Source organism: Undibacterium hunanense (assembly GCF_014284335.1).
In the GTDB taxonomy this organism is placed as follows: domain Bacteria; phylum Pseudomonadota; class Gammaproteobacteria; order Burkholderiales; family Burkholderiaceae_D; genus Undibacterium; species Undibacterium hunanense.
On record NZ_JACOGF010000010.1, the window covers coordinates 208,504 to 232,955 of the forward strand.

The following is a 24,452-nucleotide window of genomic DNA, read 5'->3' on the forward strand; positions in this document are numbered from 1 at the left end:
CGACGCTTCAGAAGCGCAAACAGGCTGTTTTAGACTGTAAAATCACTGGGTTTATCTATAAAGCTTACGCATGTCATCAAAAAAACGTCATTTCTCCCTCGACGAACTTGCCCGGCAATTTCCCCATGAGGTGTTCATCCGTGGTATCAGTTATGCAACAGAAAACAAGGTCAGGGGCTGGAGTTTTGATAATGATTTCGTAGAAAGCGAAGTTCAGGGCAGTGGCCGCAATATCTATACGCAAGAGATAGAACTGGTGTTTGAGAATGAAACACTGGAAGCCGTCAATGGCGCCTGCAGTTGCCCGGTTGAATACAATTGTAAGCATGTAGCAGCCGTTTTACTCAATATTCTTGATCACCAGAACAAGGCCAGCCCACCACCCGACCAGGCAGACGGTAATGGCACGGCACTGGGTTTCACCGAACAGAAGTGGCTGCGCGAACTGGAATTTGCCCGGCATGACAGCCCTGCCCTGATCACTGAGAGCGAATCCGGCAACGAAGAATCAGACGACGGCATGCTGATTTTCAGCCTGTCCACCGTGGCGGGCAGCAAGGAAGTAAGGCTGATACCCGGCAAGGCCAAACAGAATGCCAAAGGCGATCTGAAATACACCAAGCTGTCGCTGGCGGTGCGCGATATGATGAAATCAGCCCATTTTCTGCAAGAAGCAGATTACGAATTGCTGGCGCTATTCAATATGTGCACGATGAATTCGTTTTATTACTCGCACTATTCGCCCAAAGGCAGGATGGGTGCGGTCTTGCTCGAACGCGTCGCCAAAGCTGGCAAACTGTATTGGCTGAATACGGAAAACAAACAAAGCCAGTTATCCAGACTGACTTACCATCCTTTACAACAGGCCCATCTGACCTGGCAGGAAGACAAGGACTACCTGCGGCTGCGCTGGCAAGTCGATGGCGTCGACGCAGAGACATCGGTCTCTGCCGATTCAACACCTGGCCCTTACATATTACCCACCGAACCACCGTGGCTGATCGGCCAGAACAGTTGCGGCGAGCTGCATGTGGCCGCTACCGGCAAGTTTCCCCTGCCCACGTTAATCAACCTGGTGCAGGAAGCCCCCTTGCTGGCTGTTACCCGCACGGAAACCCGGCTGGCCATGGCAAATCGTCTGCTGGACATGGGCTTGCAACACCTAATTCCACTGCCTGCCGAGCTGGATGCCCAGGTGCGTGCCGATGTACGTATGCGCCCGGTACTTGAATTGAATGCCCTGACCACAGCCGACCTGTGTACTGATTACGCCGTCCTGCGCTTTGCCTATGAAAATGTAATGGCAGAAGCCGATCAGGCAGGCGATAGCCTGCTGCGTCGCGGCCAGCACGGGCTGGAAAACATACTCAGGGATCAGCCTGCCGAACAAGCCGCAAAGCAAACCCTGAAAGATCTGGGGTTTCAACTGCAAGTGGTACCCGGACATGAAAAAGACCTGTTGCAATGTCTGCCAGACCAGAATGCCTGGCTACATTTTGCGACAAAAGACTTGCCCGGTCTGATCAGCCAGGGCTGGGATATACGCCAGCAAGACGACTATCGCTACAACCTGCAGGAAGTCGAAGACTGGTACGCAGAAGTGGATGAGGATAACCAGCAATCGGTTTGGTTTGAGCTGGAACTGGGTATCGTCGTCAACCAGACCAAGATTTCATTGCTACCGCTACTGGTGAGCCTGATACGCCAGGCACCGCAAGACTTTAGCCTGCAACAAGTCAATCAGCGTGCCGATGACGAACAGGTTTTGCTGGCCCTGCCTGACAATACCCGCGTCGCCCTACCCTATGCGCGCATCAAGCCTATCCTGCTGATCCTGGGCGAGCTGTATTTCAATGAACATCAAGGCGACAAACTGCGGCTACCCATGCTGGACGCGGCACGCCTGGCAGAACTATCGGCCACCACCCATTTGCGCTGGATAGGTGGCGAACGCCAGCAAAGCTTTGGCCAACGCCTGGCAACATTTGGTGGCATCAATACCATCACCCCGCCCGCAGGCTTGCGCGCCAGCCTGCGCGATTACCAGAAAGAAGGCGTGGCATGGATGCAGTTTTTGCGCGAATACCAGCTGGCCGGCATACTGGCTGACGACATGGGTCTGGGCAAGACCATACAAACCCTGACCCATATCCTGATAGAAAAAGAAGCCGGTCGTTTAAGCCAGCCAGCACTGGTAGTTGCCCCGACCAGTCTGATGGATAACTGGGCCAGCGAAGCACAACGCTTTGCCCCCGATTTGCGGGTACTGGTCTTGCAGGGCAAAGACCGCAGCAAACTGTTTGAACAAATCCCCCAGGTGGACCTGGTACTGACTACCTATGCCCTGCTGCCGCGCGATGAAGAAGCATTGCGTGCGCATCGCTATCATTTGCTGATACTCGACGAAGCGCAGTACATCAAAAATGCCCAGGCCAAGGCCAGCCAGACTGCCAGCTTGCTGCAAGCGAATCACCGCCTGTGCCTGACCGGTACGCCCTTGCAAAATCATCTGGGGGAACTGTGGTCGCAATTCAATTTCCTTATGCCGGGCCTGCTGGGAGATATCAAGTCCTTTACCAAAGACTTCCAGCACCCCATAGAAAAGCTGGGTGACAGCCAGCGCCACGCCCTGCTGACACGTCGCATCAAACCGTTTTTACTGCGTCGTACCAAGGACAAGGTGGCGACGGAATTGCCCGCCAAGACCGAAGTCTTGCGCCACATAGAACTCAGCGGTGCGCAACGTGACCTGTACGAAACCGTGCGCCTGGCGATGGATGAAAAAGTCCGTGAAGAAATCGCCAAGAAAGGTGTGGCACGCAGCCAGATCGTCATCCTTGACGCACTACTGAAACTGCGCCAGGTATGCTGCGATCCACGACTGGTCAAGATTACTGGTGCCAAGGCTACTAATGCTACCAATGCATCCAAGTCGGCCAAAAATGGCAAGGATAAAATGCCGCCTTCAGCCAAGCTGGAAGAATTGCTGGCCATGATCGATGAACTGCTGGCCGAAGGCCGCAAGATCCTGGTATTTTCACAGTTCACCAGTATGCTCGGCCTGATCGCCGAAGCACTGACTGAAAAGCAGTTGCGCTTTGCGATACTGACTGGCGATACAGAACACCGTGGCGAAGTGGTACGCCGTTTCCAGGAAGGTGATATCCCCCTGTTTTTGATCAGCCTGAAAGCTGGTGGCGTGGGTCTGAACCTGACAGCAGCCGACACCGTCATCCACTATGACCCATGGTGGAACCCGGCCGCAGAAAACCAGGCTACCGACCGCGCCTGGCGCATAGGGCAAGACAAGCCCGTATTTGTCTATCGCCTGATCGCCAAGGGCACACTGGAAGAAAAAATCCAGGAAATGCAGGTAAAAAAATCCGACCTGGCCCGTGCCATACTGGGTCAGGGCGAAATCGCCAGCGTGCAACTGACGGCAGAAGACTTGCAGGGCATTTTTGAACCACTGAATTAAAGAAAGACTTATGGAAGGCTTACACCTGACCGCCGACTGCTTCAATTGTGAAGCAGCGCCAGAATATTTCGTCAGCCCGGAAAGCCTGCGTCTGTGCCTGAGTGACATCACCATCGCTGCCGGCCTGACCATAGTCGGTGAAAAATTTCACCCCTTCACGCATGAAGATGGCAGCCCGGCTGGCGTCACCGGTGCCCTGCTACTGGCAGAATCGCATGTCGCCATCCATACCTGGCCAGAACGTCATGCGGTGACGCTGGATGTGTATGTCTGCAACTTCAACCATGACAATGGCAGCAAGGCCAGGCAGATTGTTGATGCGCTGATTGCCGTGTTCAAGCCAGGTACGGTATCACGACAGGAACTGCAACGCGGTGAGAATGCCTCTGACCCGACCACTGGCCTGATCACTGATCTGACCACTGGCCTGGCCACTAGCCTTACATTTGAAGCCCTGAGCGACCACAGCTTTGCTGCTACCCGCATCAACCAGGTATTAGCAAGACACACCAGCGCCATGCAAGACATAGAGATCGCCGACACCAGCGATTTTGGCAAAGTCATGCGACTAGATGGTGCCATGATGACCTCGGAAAAAGACGAATTCTTTTATCATGAATGCCTGGTCCACCCCGCCGCGATTGCTCACCCGGAACCACGTACCGCCCTGATCATAGGCGGTGGTGATGGCGGTTCCTGCGAAGAATTGCTCAAGCACCCCAGCATCACCAGCATCACCCTGTGTGAAATTGATGCCGATGTAGTCGCCATGGCGCGCCAGCACCTCGGCAATATCCATCGTGGTGCCCTGGATGATTCAAAAATACAACACCGCCATGAAGACGGCTTTGCCTATGTAGGTTCATGCAGCGATGTCTACGACCTGATTTTGCTGGATCTGACCGACCCCGTCAGCCCCACCGGCAATTCGCTGGCGGCCACCTGCATGACGGAAGAATTTTTCCAGATCTGCGCCCGACGCCTGACAGCAGAAGGCATGCTGGTGCTGCACCTGGGCAGCCCGTTTTATCATCCCGAACGCTTCAGGACTACACTGACCAAACTGCAAACAGCGTTTGCACAGATCCATCCTTACACGGTATTCATCCCTCTGTACGGTGCCCTGTGGGGTATGGCAATTGCCAGCAAACAGCTCAATCCCCAGGCAATTGCCGCGTCAACGGTAAATCAGCGCATCAAACACCGTGGCTTGCCGTTGCTAAAGTATTACAATGCGGATGTGCATCAGGCATTATTTGCTTTACCCAATTATGTGAAAGACCTGATGCCGGCCACCTGAACCAGGAGAAACCGTGAGTGCCGGAAAAAACAAACAACATGGCAAACGCAGGGCAAGCCGTACCCTGCCGCTAATGCTAGTGACCAGTGCTGCACTGACTGCCTGTAGCAGCAGTGACAGTGACAGCAACCAGGAACTGACCGCCATACGCGATCAGTACAAGAGCCTGGAAGACTGCCGCAAGGACTGGGGCGATGGCCCCGCCTGTGAATCAGTCGCCACCAGCAACCTGAATACGGATGCAAATCTGAACAACACAGGTACAGGTACGGGCAATGGCTACACCGGTTCATCCTACACGGGCACCGGCGGACATTACAGTGGTTACAACATGCATTACTTTGGTCCGCACTACAGTCCGGGCAACCGTGAAACTGCGCAAAGAAGTTTTGGCTTTCAGGGTGGCAGTAGCGACCATGCGGTCAGCCGCAGCACCAGTGTCAGCCGTGGCAGCGTCAGCCGTGGTGGTTTTGGCAGTACGTCACGCGGTTCTTCCGGGGGCGGTTAATGATACGTACCTCACTCACGCCACGCGCGGGCTGGCAACAGCAATTTGAATCGCTTGGCTTTAGCTACCATTCCATCGATGGTCTGTATTGGGACGAACGTTATGCCTACTGCTTTACCGCAGAACAGATCGACGTACTGGAACAGGCCAGCCTTGATCTGCATCAGATGTCGCTGCAGGCGGTGGACCACGTCATCAAAAATGGCATGCAGGAAAAATTTGCCATCCCCAGCGCATTCTGGTCGCAGGTGGAAGACAGCTGGCGCAGCAAAGAATTTTCGCTGTATGGCCGCTTTGATCTCAGCTGGAATGGCAGCGGCGCACCCAAGATGCTCGAATACAACGCCGATACCCCGACCGGTCTGGTGGAATCCAGCGTGGCGCAATGGTACTGGCTACAGGACGTGCATCCGGATGCAGACCAGTTCAATTCCCTGCATGAAAAACTGATAGAACAGTGGAAGAAATTCCCCAACAAGGGCATGCTGCATTTCGCCTGCGCAGGTGGTAACGAAGAAGATGAAGGCAATCTTTCTTACTTGCGCGACACCGCCATACAGGCAGGCTTTGCCACCAAACAATGCGCCATAGAAAGCCTTGGCTGGGATGAAGCAGAAGGCATGTTTGTCGATGATGCCGACAGCCAGATAGACAACCTGTTCAAACTCTATCCCTGGGAATGGCTGTGTCGCGAAGATTTCGCCAACCATTTGCTGAAGCGGCCCATGCGTATCATAGAGCCTGCATGGAAAATGGTATTGTCCAACAAAGCCATACTGCCAATACTATGGGAACTGTTTCCGAATCACCCCAACCTGCTGCCCGCGTCGTTTGATGCCTGGCGCATCAGTGGCAATCATGTGAAAAAACCGCTGTATTCACGCGAAGGTGAAAACATTTCCATCTATGCCGATGGTCAGGTGCTGCATACTGACGGTGACTATGGTGCCGAAGGCTATATCTATCAGGCGTATGCACCCCAGCCCAGGTTTGATGATGGCATCACACCGGCATATACATCCATCGGTGCCTGGATAGTCGGTGACGAACCGGCGGGCATAGGCATACGCGAAGATGAAACCCTGATCACCAAGAACACCAGCCGTTTCATTCCCCATTATTTTGTAGAATAGGATGCCCCATGAGTGAACAATTAGTGACGCACGGGCTAATCGCCTTCTTCAGCCATATCGCCGCCGCCTTTGTCTTGCTGGCGGTCTTCGTGGTGGTCTATATCCGCATTACCCCGTATCGCGAAATCGCCCTGATACGTGCTGGCAATGTGGCAGCAGCCGCCAGCCTTTCTGGTGCTGTGCTTGGTTACTGTACTGCACTGGCATCAGCCATCGCCAACAGTGTCAGCCTGGTGGACATGTGTTTCTGGGGTGTGGTGGCACTAGTCATACAGTTGCTGGCATTTGGTGTTGCCCGCCTGCTGATACCGGGCATTGTGTCTGACATACCGGACAATAAAATTGCCTCAGGCGTTTTCCTGGGGGCACTGAGTCTGGGATTGGGGATGCTCAATGCCGCCTGTATGACATACTAGTGGACTGTAACAATTGAAAACAGAGTGCCTTCCACTTGCACGACGATCATGGCTGCGTTGCAAATGCTCGCGATAGTTCACTATCGCTACGCACAAGTGTTAACCTTGCCTTGCCCTGATCGCCGGGCAAGCGTCTTTCACTTCTGTTTCAACTGTTACAGTCCACTAGAAAAAGTTTTAAATTAATCGAGAAAGCAATGCCACGTTTTTATTGTCCGCTGCCCTTGAGTATAGGTTCCAGCATTGCCCTGCCGGATGAAGTTGCACATCATGTGTTTGTGCTGCGCCAGAGTGTCGGTGACAACATTCATATTTTTAATGGCGAAGGTGGCTGCCATGTCGCTACCCTGACCGAAGTCGGCAAGAAAAATGTGACCGCAGATGTCAAAGTATTTTTGCCGGAAGAATGTGAGCTGCCCTATTCATTAAACCTGGTGCAGGCCCTGCCGGAAGCATCAAAAATGGACTGGATCATAGAAAAGGCCATGGAACTGGGCGTCAGCGCCATACAGCCATTGGCGGCGCAACGTTGCGTCGTCAAGCTGTCGGCAGAACGTGCCGAGAAGAAACAGGCACACTGGCAAGGCATTATCGTTGCCGCTGCCGAACAGTGTGGTCGCAACCGCCTCGCCCATCTGGCACCGGTGATGAACTACACCCAGTGGCTGGGCCAGCAGGACATGCATCAGAGAATATTACTGACTCCACGCGCTGACCAGTCACTGGCCGACTGGTCACGCCACCACCCGGCGCAAGCCGTCAGCCTGATGATAGGGCCGGAAGGTGGTTATACGGATGAAGAAGAAAATCTTGCCATCAAACATGGTGTGCTGGCCCTTTCGATGGGCCCGCGTATCTTGCGTACCGAGACAGCAGGCCTGGCCGCCATTGCCATGTTGAATGCCGCTTGGGGCGGAATGTAATTCAAATAGGACTTACGCAAAACCGCCCCAGCTGCGTTGCAGCTCCCGCATTTAGCAAGATTCGGTACTAAAGTACTGTCTTCGTCGCTGACGGTGTAGTCGGTGTTTCAGGCAACACGTTGCCTGCCGACGAAACGAACCTCCCATGCAAGGGAGATTCCCTAAAAGCGATAACCTTGCTGAGACAATTTTGCATAAGTTCTATCAAAAAAAGCCATGCCAGTAAAACAATGTCAAATTTCATATAAAGTTCACAATTACTGTACGCCAGGCGACATACACTCGCCGTTGTAAGCGTTGTACACATTGTACATTTACAGACGCATCAACTTCATCTGAAAGGATAATCATGGGACTTCTTGATAGCGCATTAGGCATGCTGGGTGGCATGAACCAGGGTAATAACGGCAGTACCGACTCCAAATCCATGCTAATTCAGGCCGCTATGGGCATGTTGAGCAATAATCAGTCTGGCGGCGGATTACAGTCATTGATCAATACCTTCCAACAGGCCGGTCTGGCCGACATCGTACAGTCCTGGGTAGGCACAGGGCAAAACCTGCCGATTTCTGCCGCGCAAATTCAGCAAGCCCTGGGTGGCGGACAATTGCAGCAACTGGCTGATTCCGCAGGTATTTCCCACGAAGGCGCAGCCAGCCATCTGGCCGAATTTTTGCCCGGCATCATCGACCACCTGACCCCGCATGGCCAGGTACCGGAAGCCGGGAGCATCAACCCGGCAGATGTACTGCAACAGTTTTCATCGCTGTTTGGCAAATAATACAACAAGATAATGACTATCTTTAAAAGAACAGCCATAGCAAATTTTTACTGTGACTGTTTTCCCTTCATTTAAAGATAAATTCTTTTCAAAATCTCTATTTTTTCTGATTTTGTACTTGAAGCGAAAGTTCTTTACTGAGCAAATCAGTCACAACTTTGCTACGGGTAGCATCGGGTTTTGTAATTTTCAATCGTTTCAACGATTGTTCAACGCTTGTAATTGCTGCCGAAACCACGCCTTTGAAATCAGGCTCGAGATCAATAGCTCGATAAATTTCGTCAAATACAGGCTTGCCATGTTTGGCGAAAACTTGAACATAGTACATATACAGCAAATATACTAAGTGGTATTTAAATTGTTTCATTTTTCGATCAATAAAACCTCGCTTTGAAAGCATCTCTATTCGGTTCAGGATCGCCGAGGCAAGATAATATTTCTCATGCCTATCAGTTTCAAGAAACATTTTTCCACGATTACTGTCCAAAATCTCGCCAAAATATCTATGAGTACTTTGTGGTTGAGCTAAACAAGCAGAAACATATGCTTTTATTTGTGCGGATAGTGAGATCACTTGGCAATTTTTAACCCCAGGAATACCATCATATTGCTTTGACCGTCTCTCATAGTATATTGGAAACTTTCTATTCGCAGCTTGGGCCTTATAATATTCTTCAAGATCTTTATGAGACGGTGACAAAGATTCAAAAGCCTCCACTTTAACTTCAGTTTGACGATTTGTAGCCTTAATCACGCTAACTGCAATGTCTGGATCGGTGGTTTCTATAATTTTCAGCACTATATGAGACCCGTCTTGCAATATCTGCCTATTTTCAAACAACACGTGGCTGGTTTGACATCCATTAACAATTTGATAATCCGTTAACTTTATTTTGCTACTTATCCTTTCAACTTTCTTTGCTATAACAGTTATCCCATTATTAAATATTGCTATAGCAGCTTGCCCTCCACCGGACTTCAAAGTTCTATCAATTTCACGGTTAACACTTGTATTTCCTTGGTAATCGCGGACATTGTCGTAAAATAAATTCTTTTGCAATTTACCGTCGGAATCTGTAATCAACTTCAAGTATTCTTTGGACGACAGATTTCCAACAAAGGATTGCCGAACACCTGAAATTTCCGGCAAAGAAACTAATGAGGGAAATTCAATTTCTTTTACTATTTTATTTCGCGTTTCCCTATATATCTCTTTGAGTCTTTCTGCATCAACGCATTGAAAATCAATTTTTGAGAAAAGCCCACGCTCAGTCAATATCTTAAGCTCCGATTTTACGAGTCCATTAATATGCTCTGGCTCCTCCCAACTTCCTGTTGAAACAAAGAATAAATCCAGACTTGGAGCTTTCTCTAAGTTAATAGAATTCTTATAAATAGCATCTTTTATTTCTCTAAGAGCCTTTATGTCGTCACTTTCAGGAATCGCAGATACGTCTGAAAAAAAATTTTTAATACCCGCTAAAAAATTAAGTATTTGCGCTCCATTAAATTTTGGAGAAAGTTTCGACTGAATAAAAGAAAATGAAACAGACAATGATCCATTATTTTTCAAAAAAAAAGCTACCTCTTCATGCTCTTCAACAATATTTCCGTTTACAATTATGGCCACTCCATCAAGTGCAGTATCAGCGCCTCCACCAACTGACAGACATTCATAATTAAATTCTCGTGGGTATTGCTTTGAAATAACACAGTAGTTTGCAAATCTTTCAAATACTTTACTTTCATCTAATTCATTAATTGCGTTTTGATCCGCAAAATCATTTACAAAACTTTTAAGTATTTCATCTTTCATAATTTTCCTTTGGTCAATAGAAAAAAATTAAGTTAACGAGACTTTTAAATTTAGAAGTCAAACAAGAAATTTACTCACTCAATGCAATTAGGGAAAAATAATTATCAATAAAACAAATAAAATAATAACAGAATAATGTTTCCCAAGCTGTTAACATGTTTTATTTACTAAGATATATCTCCACCCTCTCCTTGCCCCGCCCTATATTGTTGCGTTTCAGCCTGATCTGCCCCAGTTCACCCGTCTTTTTGACATGGGTACCGCCGCAAGGCACACACGAAAATCCGCTGATTTCCCAATAACGTCGCTGTGTCGACTCATCATCAAAGGCACATATGATATCGAGATTGGCATCAATGATGGCTTGCGCTTCTTGCGTATATGCAGGCAGCAGGGGCGCAATGCTTTCAGACCAGACAAAGTCGATGCGCGCCTTATCCTCGGCAATATGGGCACCTGCTTTACCGACACCAGATAGCGACTTGTAAAACAATTCCAGCACCAGCTCCGCAGCAAAATGCAGGCGCATCAGGCGATAACGCCGTTCCCAGTCTATACAGACTTCCACATCCTGCCCCAGCAACAAGCCATGCCCATCCGCCAGCGTATACACCAGCTCCAACCCTTCCTTGCGCGCAGCGACTACCGCATGCCCGGCTATCGTACCCTGATCACTTTCCTGCCCGCCAGAGAATGCAAAGAAGATCGTCGATACCAGACGAATATCATTGCCATCCACTGCACTGATCTGTGTCAGCAGGCTGGTTTGATAGGGGTCGTTCCAAAATAATTTTTTTGTCAATTTACGTCCTCTTACATATCACCTTATCGGTGCGTGTCAAGATACCAGCCTGGCAAAGTTTCACGCTTCGTTCGCCAGCTATCAGGAATACCTTCGCTACCAACAAACGAAGCGACAACACCGCCGACAATTGCACATAGGGTATCGCGGTCACCACCTGCGCTGACGGTTAGCCACATCGCTTTCTCAAAATCTTCCAGTGACTGTCCGCAGCACCATAAAGCTAGCGGCACAGTATCTTGCGCCGACATGTTATTACCATTTCCTAAAACAGAGACCGGGAAATCCATGTTCCCTACCGTGGTCATGGTCTGTGCGCGAACCAGTTTGGAACGCACTTCACTTTGCGGCAACAAGGCTATAATTTCACCCAAAAATTCTGCATGTCTGGGGCGAACTCCAGCATTCCTGCATAGACAAGCCTGTGCAGCGGCCAGTGCCACTGCGACGGCTCCCGCTATTCCTTCAGGATGACCGTGCGTCACTTCAGCCGACAAGCTTGCCTGTTTCACCAGCAAACCCAGATCATCAGCAAAATATGCCCCCAGAGGGGCAACACGCATGGCAGCACCGTTTCCATACGAGCCTTGTCCTTCAAAAGCACTGGCAACTACATCCTGCCAGGCTTCACCTGCATTGATGCGCGCCAAAACTCTATGCATGGATGGCCCATAGGCACGGTCATAGCTGTAATGCTTTGCAAAACTTTTGGCGAGGATGTCCTGATCGATCTCACCGTAATTGCGCAAGATCGCGATGACAGACAGCGTCATCTCTGTATCGTCAGTAAAATACCAGGGTGCTTCAGGTAACTGATTGCCTTCGTCAAGCAGAAGTTTGTTTTCTGTTTGAAAAAAGCACTGGCCAAAAGCATCACCGATAGATAAACCATCCAGTGATGTCAACGCGCGTTCTAGTGAATTCATTATGTCTGTTCTATTCATACAAATCAGAATGCAAGTGCATTTACCATTCTCAAAAAAGTAAATGCTATTTGATTTTATTTTCCCTGCATCACTTACTCTATCGGTTCATGATGCCACCGGACAGCTGGCACGTATCGCCTCATGCGACATCAAAAACTGCCAGTGTTTTTCATACAGCGACAGATCTGTGATGGGCACACCCAAATCTACGGCCTTGCGATAAATGATGCTGACAAAAATATCGGCCTGGGTGAATTCTGTACCCACTGCAAACTGGCTGCTGCGCCACAGGCGGATTTGCAGTTTTTGCAGGTTGATATTGAGCCAGTTGGCGCGCGCTGGCTTCATTTGTTCCCGGCTCCATTCGGGATGAAAATACCGGACGGTGCTACCGTTTTGCTGTGGATGGATGGACGAATTGACTGCTTCGCAAATCTCGCGGACCTGCGCCCGGGCAAAGGTTTCGGCATATTGCAAAGGCGGATTGGGCACCAGTTCTTCGATGAATTCGGCCATGGCCATGGATTCACTCAAGGGTATGCCATCAATTTCCATCAGTGGCACGCGGGCAAAAGGACTGTGTTGGGTGACATGTTCACCCACCTGTGTCAGCCCCACGTCTATGCGTTCATAGGGCACGCGCTTGTAATCCAGTATCCATAACAATCGCTCACAGCAATTGGCATCCGGGGCATGATAAAACCTGATATGCATACAATTCTTTCCTGATTGGCGGTTTTGGTGGCATTGGTGATGTGAAAGGATCAACAACAAAACAGGATATTAGTCGGCAAACCTGCATTGTGTAATATCGGCATGTTAATGTAAAATAAACAATCCCGCTTCCGCCTTCATGTCTGCAAGGCAAACCACCCTACAGGAGAGTGTAATGTCCATGAACTTGACGAACAAAACCAATTACCAGGCCTATTTTACGGTGTTGAAAGGGGATATGCTGATTGCAGAGCATTTGCCAGTGCCGCCGGAATCCATGGCAGAACTGGCGACTGATTTACCTCCCGCCAGCGTCTTCGCGACGACCGTCATACAAGGTAATACCTATACCAGCGCCAGCCAGAGCTTTGTCGGGGCTGCAGGTTTTCTGGCGCAGGTGAAACAAGTTATGCAGCAAGGTACATTTGAATTTGACATGATCCATGTCCCGTATAGCAATCCGAATCAATTGCAACTTCAAAAGACTTGCGTGGGACCCGTCATTTTTTCCATACGCCAAAATGACCAGGTAACACAGAATGTCGTTGTTACCGATGACTTCATCGCAAGCACGCTGAATATCAGTGATACCTACACCGTCTACGCCGTCATTAACGGTGTCACCACTGATGCCATACAAACCAGCAATCCTCAAGCGGCGATTAACGCCGTGGTCGATACAGGCGTTCTGGAAAGCGGGTACTTTTTGCTGGTCGCTTCCTGATTTTCACAATGCGAGAACTCATTTCATAAATAGGAGTGAGTGCGAACAAGACGATTTGGGCGTATTGCAGCGTTGTGCCACTTGCTAAGGCTCCAGTCTTAGCTGCGCGTCACGCCTTGCACTGCATCCCAAATCGTCTTGTTCGCACTCACTCCTATTTATGAAATGAGTTCTAGTCAGTTGTAGTGAATAGCATCCCGAGATAAAGAAAAAGCCTGCCAGCTCATCAACTGGCAGGCTTTTTCAATATTGCGACGAATCAGTTTACTGCGCGATCAGCGACACATCATCAATCAGGAAAGACGTAGCCGTCACGCTACCTTCCACACCCACAAAATACACGCGTATGGTCTGGCCTTTATAGCTGGTCAGATCAAAGGTTTTGTTGACGTACGCCGTTCCCTTATTCAGGTTCGAATACGTCGCCAGTGTTGCCAATACGGTGCCACTGCTGTTTTGAATTTGCAGTTTGAGGGTATCGTAAGCCTGGGTGGTCGTGGTTTCGTCTGATGTTACCTTCAGCCAAAAACTCAGGCTGGCTGCTGTGGCAGCAGCGGGGATGGTGACCTGCTGATACAGCGTATCAGTATGGGTACTGCCGTAGCCATTGAGCCAGGCTTTATAGCTGCCAGTGCGCGATGCTTCAGAACCACCCGTGCTGATGACGCCAGAACTGGCCGTCCAGGAGCTGGTACCACTTTCGAAGCCACCATTGGTAATCAACTGCGTCGAGGTCGTATTGTTGACCGTAAAACTCAATGCCGACGATGTACCGATGTTATTGGCAGCGTCATAGGCTTTGGCAGTCAGGCTATGGCTACCGTTCGACAATGTTGTTGAATTCAGCGTGGTTGAATACGGTGATGCGGTGCTGGTTGCCTTCAGCGTGCCATCAACATAAAACTCTACCTTGCTGACACCCACATTGTCCGTCGCCGTGGCAGACAAGGTTATGGTGCCACTGCTACCGCTTTCACTGACAGAGACCGTAGGTGGAGTCGTATCGCTGGTCGGGTTATTGATGGTGAAGCTAACAGCCGATGACGTACCGACATTGTTAGCCGCGTCATAGGCCTTGGCGACCAGACTGTGGCTGGCATTGGTCAGGCTGGTGGAGTTCAGTGTCATGCTATAAGGCGAACTGGTGACCGTACCTTTGAGTGCGCTGTCCACATAGAACTCGACCTTGCTGACACCCACATTATCAGTCGCACTGGCGGACAGCGTAATCGTACCGCTGCTGCCGGACTCACCTGCGCTGACCGTTGGTGGCGTGGTATCCACGCTATTCGACTGGGTTACCCAGATCGGTGCCGACCACAGGATATTGCCATCGTCCTGAGTGATTTTTGCATAGTAAAAATGCTCGCCCACTGTCGGGGTGATTGTGGTCGTGGCGGTGCTGGACAATTGCGTTACCGTGCCATTGCGGCCTGGCACACCTTCATAAATAACGACCGTTGAAGCAGTACGACCACTGGTGCTGGCAAAATTGCTGACCAGAGTCAGTGTGCCACTGTTGGTGAAGCGTTCACCCATGACATGCCCGTTGGCGGTCAAGACGATTTGCGAGGTCTTGTCCATACTGGCAAAAATACGGCGCGCTTTCAATGCATCGATAAAATTGGCTGTATTAAAGGCAGCACCCGTTGGCAACAATACGCCGGTACGGTTGGTGTAAGACGCACCCCAGTTGGCGCAGTGATTATCCTGGTCTGTGGTAAAGGCAACATGGAAACCGGCTTCCAGCGCCTTGTTACAGGCACCTTCATAAGTGCTGCGACTGGTTTCGGTTTCTGTGGTGTTGGTCGAAAATGCTGAAGTATTCAGAACTTCGCAAGCCACCATGGCCTGATCACCATCTGCGGTAAAACCGAATGGCGTACTGTTGACGAGGAATTGCCCGCTGGTGGAAGGATGATTGAACTGCCCTATCCAGCCGCGCTGACGCATCAGTGTGTACAGGCCGGCATAATCATTCTTGGTGGTGAATGTGTCAGCGATCAGCTGGTTGCTGCTATTGTATTCCCAACCCAGCAATTCATTCGAGTTGAAAATATTCATGTGCCCACCATTGTTGATGACACCCCATTCCATGCCGTAAATACCCAGGAAACCGGCATGGCTGGAATTGAAACTGGTGGCAGCGGCAAGGCCGGATTGATACAGGTTTTTAGCTGTGGCCGGATTGGCCGAGGTATTGGTGCTGTCAGAACCATCGTACATATGGTTATGTTCAGACGTCATCAAAAAATCCAGACCCTTGTTCAATGCGTATTGATAGGCATCCGTCGGGCCATAGGCAGCAGATTGCGGGTTTTGCGCACCAACACAGGATGTCAGTTCACCACCGCCATCGCTGTGATTGGTCTGGCTATGCAAGTTGCCGTAATACACGGTGTATGGCAAGGAAGCGGTCGCCGCAACTGGCGGTGGTGCTGCGCCGGCCACTGTCTGGCGGCTGGCCGCTGTGCTTGCAGTGCTTGTGGTGCTGGCAGTCGACAGCGCTTTGCTGGCTTTGGTCGGCAAACCCGCAAAGCCTGGCATTTTAGGTGCAGCCACGCTACCAACTTGCAGTGGCCAGCTTTGCGTAATGATTTCCGTATCATGTTTGGCCAGGGCGCGTTCAACCAGGGTGGCAACATCCGCCACCGGAGCCGCCTGCAACGCCACAGTGTCCGTAGCTTTGGCAGTCAATCTGACCTGATAGATACCGTCTTTAAGGGCTTCGCCCCTGGGGCCGCGACCACTCCAGAAAAACTGCGTTGTCACGGTTTTTTTGAACAGTTTTTCTACGCCATACCAATGGTCAATAACACGTCCGTCAGCACCCAGCAATTCCAGCCGCCAGGTGATGGACTGTTCTTTGGTGACATACGGATATTCGAATTCCATCGTGAAATAACGGGATTCGGCACCGGCTTTGGCGTCAGAACGATATGGCACATGCAGACTGGCATCAAATTCATGATGATCAGGAATAGATGCGTAGGCCGCATCCATCCCGGTAAAACCGACTGCAAAAATCAGACTTAGTTGTAGCGCCAGCAGTTTTAGCCTGCCGTTTTTTTGTTGGCCTTGCATAAAAGATTCCCCCTGAATAATTGATATTTGACATTCGATGATGTGGCTGTCAAACACATATCTTCATTCAGATGAAATCGTCAAAAAAGAGGGCAAACTACCAACTTGCGCACGTGTTCCGGGTAGAAACACATTCGCTCTCTCGCTTCTTTTATTCCAGCCTTGTTCAGATATCTGTAAGCAGCCATTCTTGTAAAGCTCTACCTATTCTTCTTACCACGATGCTGTTTGCAGCTTTCCAGAAACGAGATTTAACGACAGTTCAACTAAGCAATCGTTTGCGCAAACGATTACTAGATTAACATCGACACATGTCAATTTTGTGACCCGTGTTTACTTTTTTTAACAGATTTGTAAAAAAACTACTCTTGCCACATTTTTTGAACTGCTTTGTGGCATTTTTTGATGACTATTCTGAGGCTGCACCAAAATAGACGAGAGATAATTTTCCATCGGGAAATGTTTTCTTGCGAGACCGAGGTGTATGTCTGGGTATTGCAAAAATACCGCTAGCCTACACCGCTGCCTGCGCTTGTTTTCACCCCTTGAAAAATCTGCCTTGCTTCAATATTTTTCGCAATATTTTCCACGTGGAAATTCACTTTTTTGTAAAGCACTGAAACGATTTGACACAAATCTATTGAGAATGTTTTAATCCTCGCTTTAATTTTTGACGACGTCTGTTTCCTTTTTCCTATAACTACAATAAACAAGCATCATGGAATTTGACACCATCACGCCCGAGCCACAAGGCCGCCCTTCCAACGCTGCCGGCAGTTCCCTCAGTCTGGAAGACTGGGATAAGCCCGCAGCCAAAAAACCAGAACCTGCACCTGCGCCATCGAGTCAGCGTGAACTGACCGGGCATGACATTTCCAACCTGAACCCCAAGCAATTTCATAACGCCAATCTGGGCCTGGAATTTTATGCGCCTGGCGCCTGGCGCGAAGTGAAGAATACGCGTTCCATCCATCTGCATGACGCTGCCACCGATACCCGCATGGAAGCCAATGGCTTCGCGCGCGCAGAGGTATCGATAGAACGCTGGGTTGGCATGCGACTACCCATGCTTGAAAAAGAAATGCCGCACCTGAAACAAGTGGCACGCCCGGCTGTGATCAAGGGTGAAAACTGGGGTTATGGCATACAGGGTATCGCCGCCGAATACCGTGGCAGAGCGCATGGTGATGAAGAAGATACCTGCATGATCATTTGCTGCATGTGCACCGATGAATTGCTGCTGTCAATCACCATCACGGCCAAGGCCTCCGTGTTTGAAGCCAACCGTGCCGTATATCACTGGATCTTCAGCCGCAGCGATATCAGCAATCCGCTGGCCGTCATGGGTAGCAATGGCAGCAGCAATGCTGGCAACACCAGCAACACCGGTCGTTCGTCTGCCGTCGGGTCACGCCATTCAGCATCAAATAAGGCTGTTGCATCCAGAGGCAACACGGCAAACGCCACGTCAGATCATGATGCAGAAATCGGCAGCATCGCCAGTGGGCAGCGGCTTTTTATTTTTGGCATCCTGCTGTCACTGTTTCTGGCGAGCTGGATGAAGAATGTCAATATTTTCGACCGCACCGAGTTGATGATCAGTGTGTTTCTCTGCCTGTTGGTCGCCGCTACCGGCCTGTTTGGATTCTTCCGCATGGCCAAAGGTTTTGCCTGGTCAGGGCGGATCAGTCTGGTGATGTTTGTGTTGTCCTGCATACCACTCGTAAGCCTGTTTACTTTCCTGTTCATGAATTTCAAGGCCAGTGCCCGATTGAAGGAAGAAGGCTATAAAGTCGGCCTGCTCGGTGCACCTTCAGCTATACCCGACAACAATCATGACATGCGCAACATCCTGGTATGTTGCGTGGTGTTGAGCCTGATTGGCTATGGCGTATTGCTAAAGATAAGCAAGGGCCCGAAAGAAGAAGCAATTACAGCATTTTCACCGCCAGATCACAGCTTTAGCGTGAGTCTGCCAGGCAAGCCAGTAGAGCAAGCAGCCAAAGTTGCCCCAGGCGTCACGAATAATCATAGCTATGCACTGCACGCAGGCAAATTTTTCTATGGCATCACTTATTTCGAACTGCCCTCACGCCCTGCCGATGTATCTGGCTTGCTGGACAACATCCGCAATAGTGCCGCACAAGGCGAAAATACCATTGTCAGCGATGACCACATGATACGTCTGGATGGCAACCCAGGCCGCAGCCTGCGCCTGGAAGCTAAAGGCTTGGTCAGACAAGCGCATTACTACGTGATCGACAAAACGATCTATATCATCGAAGTTGCCACAGAAAAAAATGAAGCAAACTCACCCAAGATTGCGGCGTTCATGGATTCCTTCCATGTCAATTAAGCTGCATTAAATAGCAATATGCGAAGATTTATATCATAGGAAAAATACTTCTGTTTGTTTCAGACACGTGAAGATGGAATTATGATAGCCAGTTCACGACTTTCATAAACAGCCCATTTAATTTTTTTTAATACGGCCTATTTAACCAATTCTAAAAACTCGGCTAATCTTTCCTCTTTAAACATATGATGTTTTCTGGATTCCCGATACTCCTCGTCTACAAATTCTAACGCACTCCTTATCAATCCAACTCCAATATATTCTCCAGGCCCGTATCCATTAGGATCTCGAGGAGGATATTTTTTCTCCTCTGCAATAACAGCATCCCAAGCTCTATTTATCGCATTGTCAATGCTATTTAACTTTTTATACCCAAACTCGTTCAATTCCTCTAGTAAACTAGCTGCCCCTTCAATAGAGGAAGTATCCCTGTCAGGAAACCTCCAAGCCATGTAGCCAAGGAGGCTGTCAAGGTTTATATCATGCTCTAAGAATGATTTAGAATCGGCGTTAATTTGATGTTTTACGCTATTTTGATATTCAATCCTTGCATGATTGATACTTTCAAATTGGTCGTCGGCAGTTTCAAATAATCCAGAAAGTGCATGAAGTTTTCGTTTTAACTCGTTAGGAATATCGTCCTCATGTTTGTAGGACAAGTGATGAGCCACAATCGCCCATGCATCTTGGAGAATTGTTCGAATTTGTATCTCACAACGTACACTCCTTAGGTCGTCGTATCTAGCCCCAGCATGCTGCTCTTTTAAGCTCACAATATAATGAAGGGCTCCGTATCCAAATTTCTCCACTCCTTGATCACCCAGTTTGTCGACCCTCTCGTGTATTTCGAATTCATCCTCAACAAGCTTCTCCAATTTAATTTTATCGGATACGTATAGGAAAACAACTCTCACTCCAGATAGATCGGTGATCTCCTGCAATGGGTTGTTGTATATTTTTCGCTCTATTTTTTCACAAAAACTCTCAAGCGCTTTCGCCCTAGAAGTCAAGTGCCCTATTTCAATACCAGAAGATTTTATTTTCTTTTCGAGAATATACTTAACTTCATCACAAAGACGTTGATGAATAGGAAGCATATCGTAATAACTACGAATTAACTCAGGCTTGCTCTTCCATATTCTATTTAAAGGGCTATCCAAGTTTATATTCCTTTCTTTTTAAAATTGGTAAATAATTAGAAGCATTATGTTACCTTTTCAGCATACGCCAACCGCTCAGTCAACAGTGAAGTTGGTTCTTTCAATACTTTAAGAAATAAATCTGCTGACTCTTCATCCATTGATCTTATCAGTGCAAAATGATCGATTTGGTCCGCCTGGAAGAAGTAGGCTGGCTAACGCACGTTTTACCGTGGAACTTGTAATATTCTGTGTCTGTCCATCAGTTTCCTCAAGAAGCTGAACCCCACATGTCTGAGGGCTATCTGTATGAGTCAATCGGTACTTCGCTCCTGGACGTGCAGCAAAGGAATATATGGCGTTGCAAGTCTGAACGTTAATTCCGTACCCTCCGCCAGCTGCTCCAATTGTAGAAAGCCCTACTGTCGTTGTGCCAGATCGAATCACGATGGTTGCCGCATTATCAGACTCGCGCAAGTCGATTCTTTGGTTCACTCTGCACTCAAGCGGATCCTTGAATATCACCGCTGTTTTTACTGGTCGAACATTGCCGACGAGTTGCACTGTTAGTTCCGCAGTATCTGCTCCCGAATTTGGCTGCTGATACATGTTTACGCATCCAAGAAGGTGTATCGCGACAAATATAACTGTAGTGAGCTTTATCAAACGAAAATTTTTTATCATTGAAGTGTAATTCCGTAACGTCTAGCGCCTTAAATTTTCTCGATATTTATTATTTCAAAACCATTTGGCAGTGTGACTTAATTGTTGAACGCCGTAAAGTTAATCAAATAAACGTTAATTATTAATAATAATGCAATAATTTAAATTCCATTAATATGAACGAAAACCAATCACAAGCATCTCCATTTATGTCTGAAGCATGGGCTTTGATACTTCTTACAGCACTGTTTATGCTGCTTTTATAGTTCGAGAAATATCTTTCGCGCTCTATTTCAGTATTCGTTCGGATCTGATTGCAACTAGAGAAATTGGTTTAGCGTTAGCCGCAGAATCTATATTATTTGCGCTTCTTTCTTATTGCGCGAAGTTGAATATCCTTTGGGCATTTACTCAAAAATCGGGGACTTATCTATCTACAGTACTAAGGAGGAATGAGGTGGATGCATAGGCTTCTCATGAAGGAACAGACTTTCATTTGTTCCTTCATGAGACAGTAAAAATTGAAAACGGTGAGATTCGAACTCACGGCCCCCGACAGCAATGCTGTATGTAGACAGGTGCATTCAACCACTCTGCCACGCTTCCAAAATTCTGTATGTGATGTTTTATAGACGCACGGTCCAATTTGCTGGGTGCGCTGCACGCACAGTTTGATGTTTTATACAATTCGATTGCACGAAAAACCTGGTGCACTGTAGGGTGCACCGCGTGCACCGTTCGCTGTCTTATGCAAATAGCGATATGCACAAAACACCCGGTGCACATGGTGCACCCTACTTCAACTTGGTGCGCGCAGAGGGGCTTGACCCCTCAATCCTTTCGGCACTGGTTTCTAAGACCAGCGTGTATCCCAATTCCACCACACGCGCATTTAAACTCTGTCAATTTCACTCTTGCTGTAGGGTGCACCGCGTGCACCGTTCGCTGTCTTACGCAAATAGTGACATGCATAAGACATCTGGTGCACATGGTGCACCCTACTTCAACTTGGTGCGCGCAGAGGGACTTGAACCCTCAACCCTTTCGGCACTGGCTTCTGAGACCAGTGTACAAACCAATTTCACCACACGCGCATTTGCATGTTTTCATCGGAGTAGCCACTAATTCTCATCCAAAATGGTTAGAACGTCTGATAGACAAATTTAGACTGTTTACAGCCGCTCGGCGATATCGGCTCATAGCGGGTCGGTGCCCATCGCCGCCATTCGCACTCCAACAAAATGGTCATTTAAAACAGCTTACCTAGTGGCTTGCAACTGTCGTAAAAATAAACTCTGAATCAAGATTGGTTTGAAGCTGTAATCTGTTCGCTTAGAAATGGCTTCACGTTGCCCTGCGATCGCCAAACAACATGGTGACATTGATACGCCGATTTTCATATCCTGGCTTGAACCTAAAATTATCCGTTTTGTGGAACAAGTCAGAATTGAATAACGCCGCCCGATTTTGCCGGTGTGGCACAACGAAGGTTTTTGCACCAGTTTCTTGCAAAAACGCTGTGATCTTTTCGGTATTATTATTGTAGTCGTCAAATTCCCAGTTGAGTGGTGCTTCCTTGTCCCAAATGACAAGGCCGCCGCTGTCCGGATCCAAATTGGCATCATCTGGAGCAAGCCAGAAGTTCACGTTGATTGCAGCAAAATCCGCATGTATTGAAATTCCAGTTCGTTCCGAGTCGTATTTGTATCCCCACATTCCATGAATCCGGTGGTCCCCAAAAATTCTTGGCATTGCCGCCTTTTGCTCTTCTGCAATCTGTAGAAGCAAAGGACACACGAATCCATCTTCAATGGTGCAGCCGACATACTCTCCAAAATATTGGTAATCGAACCATAACGTCGACTCCAAACAGAATCGTCGCAGGCTGGTCAAGGCTTCCGGTTTGAGAAAGTTGTCGATATATGTCATTCCAGGCGCGTTTGCGAAATAGGCGTCTTCAACTGCTGCCCAATCTATGTCGGAATTGAGCGCTCCACCAGGCAATGCAGGTGCATCTCTATAATTTACAAAGCGATTAAACCATTTCGCACTTTTGGCAGATAAAGAAGGCGGTAATTCCATCACGACCTTGGCAGAATGTTGCTTCATATATTGCAATATTTCTTCTAAGGCTGCCTTGGCATCAAGAATATTGCTATCACTCTTGCCCTGACTGATCAAATACGTAAGCTGTTCAATATCATGCAGCAGCTTGGATTGCGAAATTCCTTTGTCCTGAGGGTCTGCTTGTGGGTTGTTCGCCTGTACTTTGCGACGCATTACCATCGCATCGTAGAACGGAGAAAGAGCGGCGTCGAGTTGTCCCGTCAGCTTATATAAGTTACCGATGTTGTAGGCTGCTTGCCAATAATCAGGATTCAAAGTTCTTGCTGATTGATAGGCCTGCATGGCTTCGCTTGTACGCCCCATTAGTTGCAAAGCGAAACCTAGGGAATTGTACGCTTTGAAGAAGCGTTCATCCTTCTGAATGATAAGTCGACACAATTTTTCGGCTGCATCATATTGGGCCGCTGCCAATAAATCCTGTACCTGAGTCTGAAGCTGAGCGGTTGTCTCCGTCGACTCATTCGCTTGTGCTCGCCTTCCGAACAGCGTTTGCATTTTACTTATTAGGTTCATAGTTTTAGACAAGTAGAAAGGCAGGCTTAATTTGGATGCCCCAAAATGGAAATCATTAAATCATGACATTAGTGCATGCCATAGGTTTAGCGGCCGCGTTGCGGCAGGTTTGGCGTCACTACCACGTGCGTTCCCATCGCCAAAACTTCCAGACTGGAATTCATCGCATTGAAGTAGATCCTGCCCAGGATGACATCGCCCAAGACTGTCCTTCTTACCAGGTTCAGCATGCCCGCCGCTCTAGGTTGTTGAAACTTGAAAGTATCAATCGCCATTAAAATTTTATCATCAATTTCTTGGTCAAGCCATCTGCAAACTCAATGCCGTATCCAGCCTCCACCAGCTTCCAACGAAATGCATTGCCGAGTTGCGCCTTTTTGTGAACGTTCATCTTATTATGGATGAATAAAAATGCTTGTCACTACCCACCTATACAAAACAAAGACTTACTGAACAGCACGGGTAATTGATGAATAAATTATGTTTGCCACAACTGCGCATTTAAATTCTGTCAATTTCACTCCTGCTGTAGGGTGCACCATGTGCACCGTTCGCTGTCTTACGCAAATAGTGATATGCACAAAACACCCGGTGCACATGGTGCACCCTACTTCAACTTGGTGCGCGCAGAGGGACTTGAACCCTCAATCCTTTCGGCACTGGCTTCTGAGGCCAGCGTGTATCCCAATTCCACCACACGCGCGTTTAACATCTACACTCACATGCATTCTTGGTCATGCATACGTCTAAAAATCTGGCGGAAACGGTGAGACTCAAACTCACGGGACCCTATAAGGCCCTACTGCCTTCCAGACAGCTGCAATGGCCGCTCTGCCACGTTTCCTCATTTATTACGACCTGCTGTAGGGTGCACCATGTGCACCGTTCGCTGTCTTACGCAAACAGCGATATACACAAAACATCCGGTGCACATGGTGCACCCTACTTCAACCTGGTGCGCGCAGAGGGACTTGAACCCTCAATCCTTTCGGCACTGGTTTCTAAGACCAGCGTGTATCCCAATTCCACCACACGCGCATTTAAACTCT

The 24,452-nt window shown here is 48.6% G+C and carries 17 protein-coding genes and 6 tRNA genes; 9 read left to right on the plus strand and 14 right to left on the minus strand.

Going from position 1 to position 24,452, the window contains the following annotated elements:
* Positions 1–70 precede the first annotated feature (70 nt).
* The 7 genes from H8L32_RS19240 to H8L32_RS19270 all read left to right on the plus strand — a co-directional run bounded on the left by H8L32_RS19240 (position 71) and on the right by H8L32_RS19270 (position 8,539).
* Positions 71–3,478: a DEAD/DEAH box helicase gene (locus H8L32_RS19240; RefSeq protein WP_186948881.1), complete on the plus strand. Its 3,408-nt coding sequence runs from the start codon at positions 71–73 to the stop codon at positions 3,476–3,478.
* Between the two features lie 10 nt (positions 3,479–3,488).
* On the plus strand, positions 3,489–4,778 hold the full coding sequence (speE, locus tag H8L32_RS19245) for a polyamine aminopropyltransferase (RefSeq protein WP_186948882.1): 1,290 nt from the start codon (positions 3,489–3,491) through the stop codon (positions 4,776–4,778).
* Positions 4,779–4,791: 13 nt separating this feature from the next.
* A complete protein-coding gene (locus tag H8L32_RS19250) occupies positions 4,792–5,286 on the plus strand; it encodes a hypothetical protein (protein WP_186948883.1) in 495 nt (164 codons plus the stop codon).
* On the plus strand, positions 5,286–6,419 hold the full coding sequence (locus H8L32_RS19255; RefSeq protein ID WP_186948884.1) for a glutathionylspermidine synthase family protein: 1,134 nt from the start codon (positions 5,286–5,288) through the stop codon (positions 6,417–6,419). Before H8L32_RS19250 ends, H8L32_RS19255 begins: the two co-directional genes overlap by 1 nt.
* Positions 6,420–6,427: 8 nt before the next feature.
* Positions 6,428–6,835: a DUF350 domain-containing protein gene (locus H8L32_RS19260; RefSeq protein WP_186948885.1), complete on the plus strand. Its 408-nt coding sequence runs from the start codon at positions 6,428–6,430 to the stop codon at positions 6,833–6,835.
* Positions 6,836–7,032: 197 nt separating this feature from the next.
* Entirely contained in the window at positions 7,033–7,758 is a 726-nt protein-coding gene (locus tag H8L32_RS19265) for a 16S rRNA (uracil(1498)-N(3))-methyltransferase (RefSeq protein ID WP_186948886.1), read from the plus strand.
* 256 nt (positions 7,759–8,014) lie between these two features.
* Positions 8,015–8,539, plus strand: coding sequence for a YidB family protein (locus tag H8L32_RS19270; RefSeq protein WP_408058951.1), 525 nt, complete (start codon positions 8,015–8,017; stop codon positions 8,537–8,539).
* 97 nt (positions 8,540–8,636) lie between these two features.
* Here H8L32_RS19270 and H8L32_RS19275 read toward each other — a convergent pair whose 3' ends face one another.
* The 4 genes from H8L32_RS19275 to H8L32_RS19290 form a co-directional block, all read right to left on the minus strand.
* Positions 8,637–10,355, minus strand: a complete 1,719-nt coding sequence (locus H8L32_RS19275; protein ID WP_186948888.1) for an AIPR family protein — start codon at positions 10,353–10,355, stop codon at positions 8,637–8,639.
* A gap of 160 nt (positions 10,356–10,515) precedes the next feature.
* On the minus strand, positions 10,516–11,157 hold the full coding sequence (locus tag H8L32_RS19280; RefSeq protein WP_186948889.1) for an alanyl-tRNA editing protein: 642 nt from the start codon (positions 11,155–11,157) through the stop codon (positions 10,516–10,518).
* A 23-nt stretch (positions 11,158–11,180) separates the two neighbouring features.
* Entirely contained in the window at positions 11,181–12,083 is a 903-nt protein-coding gene (locus tag H8L32_RS19285; RefSeq protein WP_186948890.1) for an ADP-ribosylglycohydrolase family protein, read from the minus strand.
* A gap of 105 nt (positions 12,084–12,188) precedes the next feature.
* Positions 12,189–12,797, minus strand: coding sequence for a glutathione S-transferase family protein (locus H8L32_RS19290; RefSeq protein WP_186948891.1), 609 nt, complete (start codon positions 12,795–12,797; stop codon positions 12,189–12,191).
* A 175-nt stretch (positions 12,798–12,972) separates the two neighbouring features.
* On the opposite strand from H8L32_RS19290, the gene H8L32_RS19295 reads away from it, so the two are divergent.
* Positions 12,973–13,521 carry a hypothetical protein gene (locus H8L32_RS19295; protein WP_186948892.1) on the plus strand — a complete coding sequence of 183 codons (549 nt, stop codon included), beginning with the start codon at positions 12,973–12,975 and terminating at the stop codon, positions 13,519–13,521.
* A gap of 264 nt (positions 13,522–13,785) precedes the next feature.
* Here the strand turns inward: H8L32_RS19295 and H8L32_RS19300 are convergent, their stop codons facing one another.
* Entirely contained in the window at positions 13,786–16,605 is a 2,820-nt protein-coding gene (locus H8L32_RS19300; RefSeq protein WP_222619419.1) for an Ig-like domain-containing protein, read from the minus strand.
* A gap of 718 nt (positions 16,606–17,323) precedes the next feature.
* Between H8L32_RS19300 and H8L32_RS19305 the strand changes: the two genes are divergently transcribed.
* On the plus strand, positions 17,324–18,961 hold the full coding sequence (locus tag H8L32_RS19305) for a hypothetical protein (RefSeq protein ID WP_186948893.1): 1,638 nt from the start codon (positions 17,324–17,326) through the stop codon (positions 18,959–18,961).
* A gap of 137 nt (positions 18,962–19,098) precedes the next feature.
* Here H8L32_RS19305 and H8L32_RS19310 read toward each other — a convergent pair whose 3' ends face one another.
* The 9 genes from H8L32_RS19310 to H8L32_RS19350 all read right to left on the minus strand — a co-directional run bounded on the left by H8L32_RS19310 (position 19,099) and on the right by H8L32_RS19350 (position 24,441).
* Positions 19,099–20,121, minus strand: a complete 1,023-nt coding sequence (locus H8L32_RS19310) for a GTP pyrophosphokinase (RefSeq protein ID WP_186948894.1) — start codon at positions 20,119–20,121, stop codon at positions 19,099–19,101.
* A 1,164-nt stretch (positions 20,122–21,285) separates the two neighbouring features.
* A tRNA-OTHER gene (locus H8L32_RS19315) sits at positions 21,286–21,369 on the minus strand.
* Positions 21,370–21,568: 199 nt separating this feature from the next.
* A tRNA-Leu gene (locus H8L32_RS19320) sits at positions 21,569–21,653 on the minus strand.
* Between the two features lie 119 nt (positions 21,654–21,772).
* A tRNA-Leu gene (locus tag H8L32_RS19325) sits at positions 21,773–21,857 on the minus strand.
* 250 nt (positions 21,858–22,107) lie between these two features.
* Positions 22,108–23,385 carry a tetratricopeptide repeat protein gene (locus tag H8L32_RS19330; protein ID WP_186948895.1) on the minus strand — a complete coding sequence of 426 codons (1,278 nt, stop codon included), beginning with the start codon at positions 23,383–23,385 and terminating at the stop codon, positions 22,108–22,110.
* A 104-nt stretch (positions 23,386–23,489) separates the two neighbouring features.
* On the minus strand, positions 23,490–23,633 hold the full coding sequence (locus H8L32_RS19335; protein ID WP_186948896.1) for a hypothetical protein: 144 nt from the start codon (positions 23,631–23,633) through the stop codon (positions 23,490–23,492).
* 388 nt (positions 23,634–24,021) lie between these two features.
* A tRNA-Leu gene (locus tag H8L32_RS19340) sits at positions 24,022–24,106 on the minus strand.
* 52 nt (positions 24,107–24,158) lie between these two features.
* Positions 24,159–24,247 (minus strand) — tRNA-Ser (locus tag H8L32_RS19345).
* 109 nt (positions 24,248–24,356) lie between these two features.
* Positions 24,357–24,441 (minus strand) — tRNA-Leu (locus H8L32_RS19350).
* Between the last annotated feature and the right edge of the window lie 11 nt (positions 24,442–24,452).

Bases quoted from the DNA above. Each gene is read 5' to 3' on its own strand.
- H8L32_RS19255 (WP_186948884.1), top strand. From the start codon at position 5,286: ATGATACGTACCTCACTCACGCCACGCGCGGGCTGGCAACAGCAATTT.
- speE (WP_186948882.1), top strand. From the start codon at position 3,489: ATGGAAGGCTTACACCTGACCGCCGACTGCTTCAATTGTGAAGCAGCG.
- H8L32_RS19265 (WP_186948886.1), top strand. From the start codon at position 7,033: ATGCCACGTTTTTATTGTCCGCTGCCCTTGAGTATAGGTTCCAGCATT.
- H8L32_RS19335 (WP_186948896.1), bottom strand. From the start codon at position 23,633: ATGCTGAACCTGGTAAGAAGGACAGTCTTGGGCGATGTCATCCTGGGC.
- H8L32_RS19305 (WP_186948893.1), top strand. From the start codon at position 17,324: ATGGAATTTGACACCATCACGCCCGAGCCACAAGGCCGCCCTTCCAAC.
- H8L32_RS19290 (WP_186948891.1), bottom strand. From the start codon at position 12,797: ATGCATATCAGGTTTTATCATGCCCCGGATGCCAATTGCTGTGAGCGA.
- H8L32_RS19240 (WP_186948881.1), top strand. From the start codon at position 71: ATGTCATCAAAAAAACGTCATTTCTCCCTCGACGAACTTGCCCGGCAA.
- H8L32_RS19300 (WP_222619419.1), bottom strand. From the start codon at position 16,605: ATGCAAGGCCAACAAAAAAACGGCAGGCTAAAACTGCTGGCGCTACAA.
- H8L32_RS19330 (WP_186948895.1), bottom strand. From the start codon at position 23,385: ATGCAAACGCTGTTCGGAAGGCGAGCACAAGCGAATGAGTCGACGGAG.
- H8L32_RS19285 (WP_186948890.1), bottom strand. From the start codon at position 12,083: ATGAATTCACTAGAACGCGCGTTGACATCACTGGATGGTTTATCTATC.
- H8L32_RS19260 (WP_186948885.1), top strand. From the start codon at position 6,428: ATGAGTGAACAATTAGTGACGCACGGGCTAATCGCCTTCTTCAGCCAT.
- H8L32_RS19295 (WP_186948892.1), top strand. From the start codon at position 12,973: ATGTCCATGAACTTGACGAACAAAACCAATTACCAGGCCTATTTTACG.
- H8L32_RS19275 (WP_186948888.1), bottom strand. From the start codon at position 10,355: ATGAAAGATGAAATACTTAAAAGTTTTGTAAATGATTTTGCGGATCAA.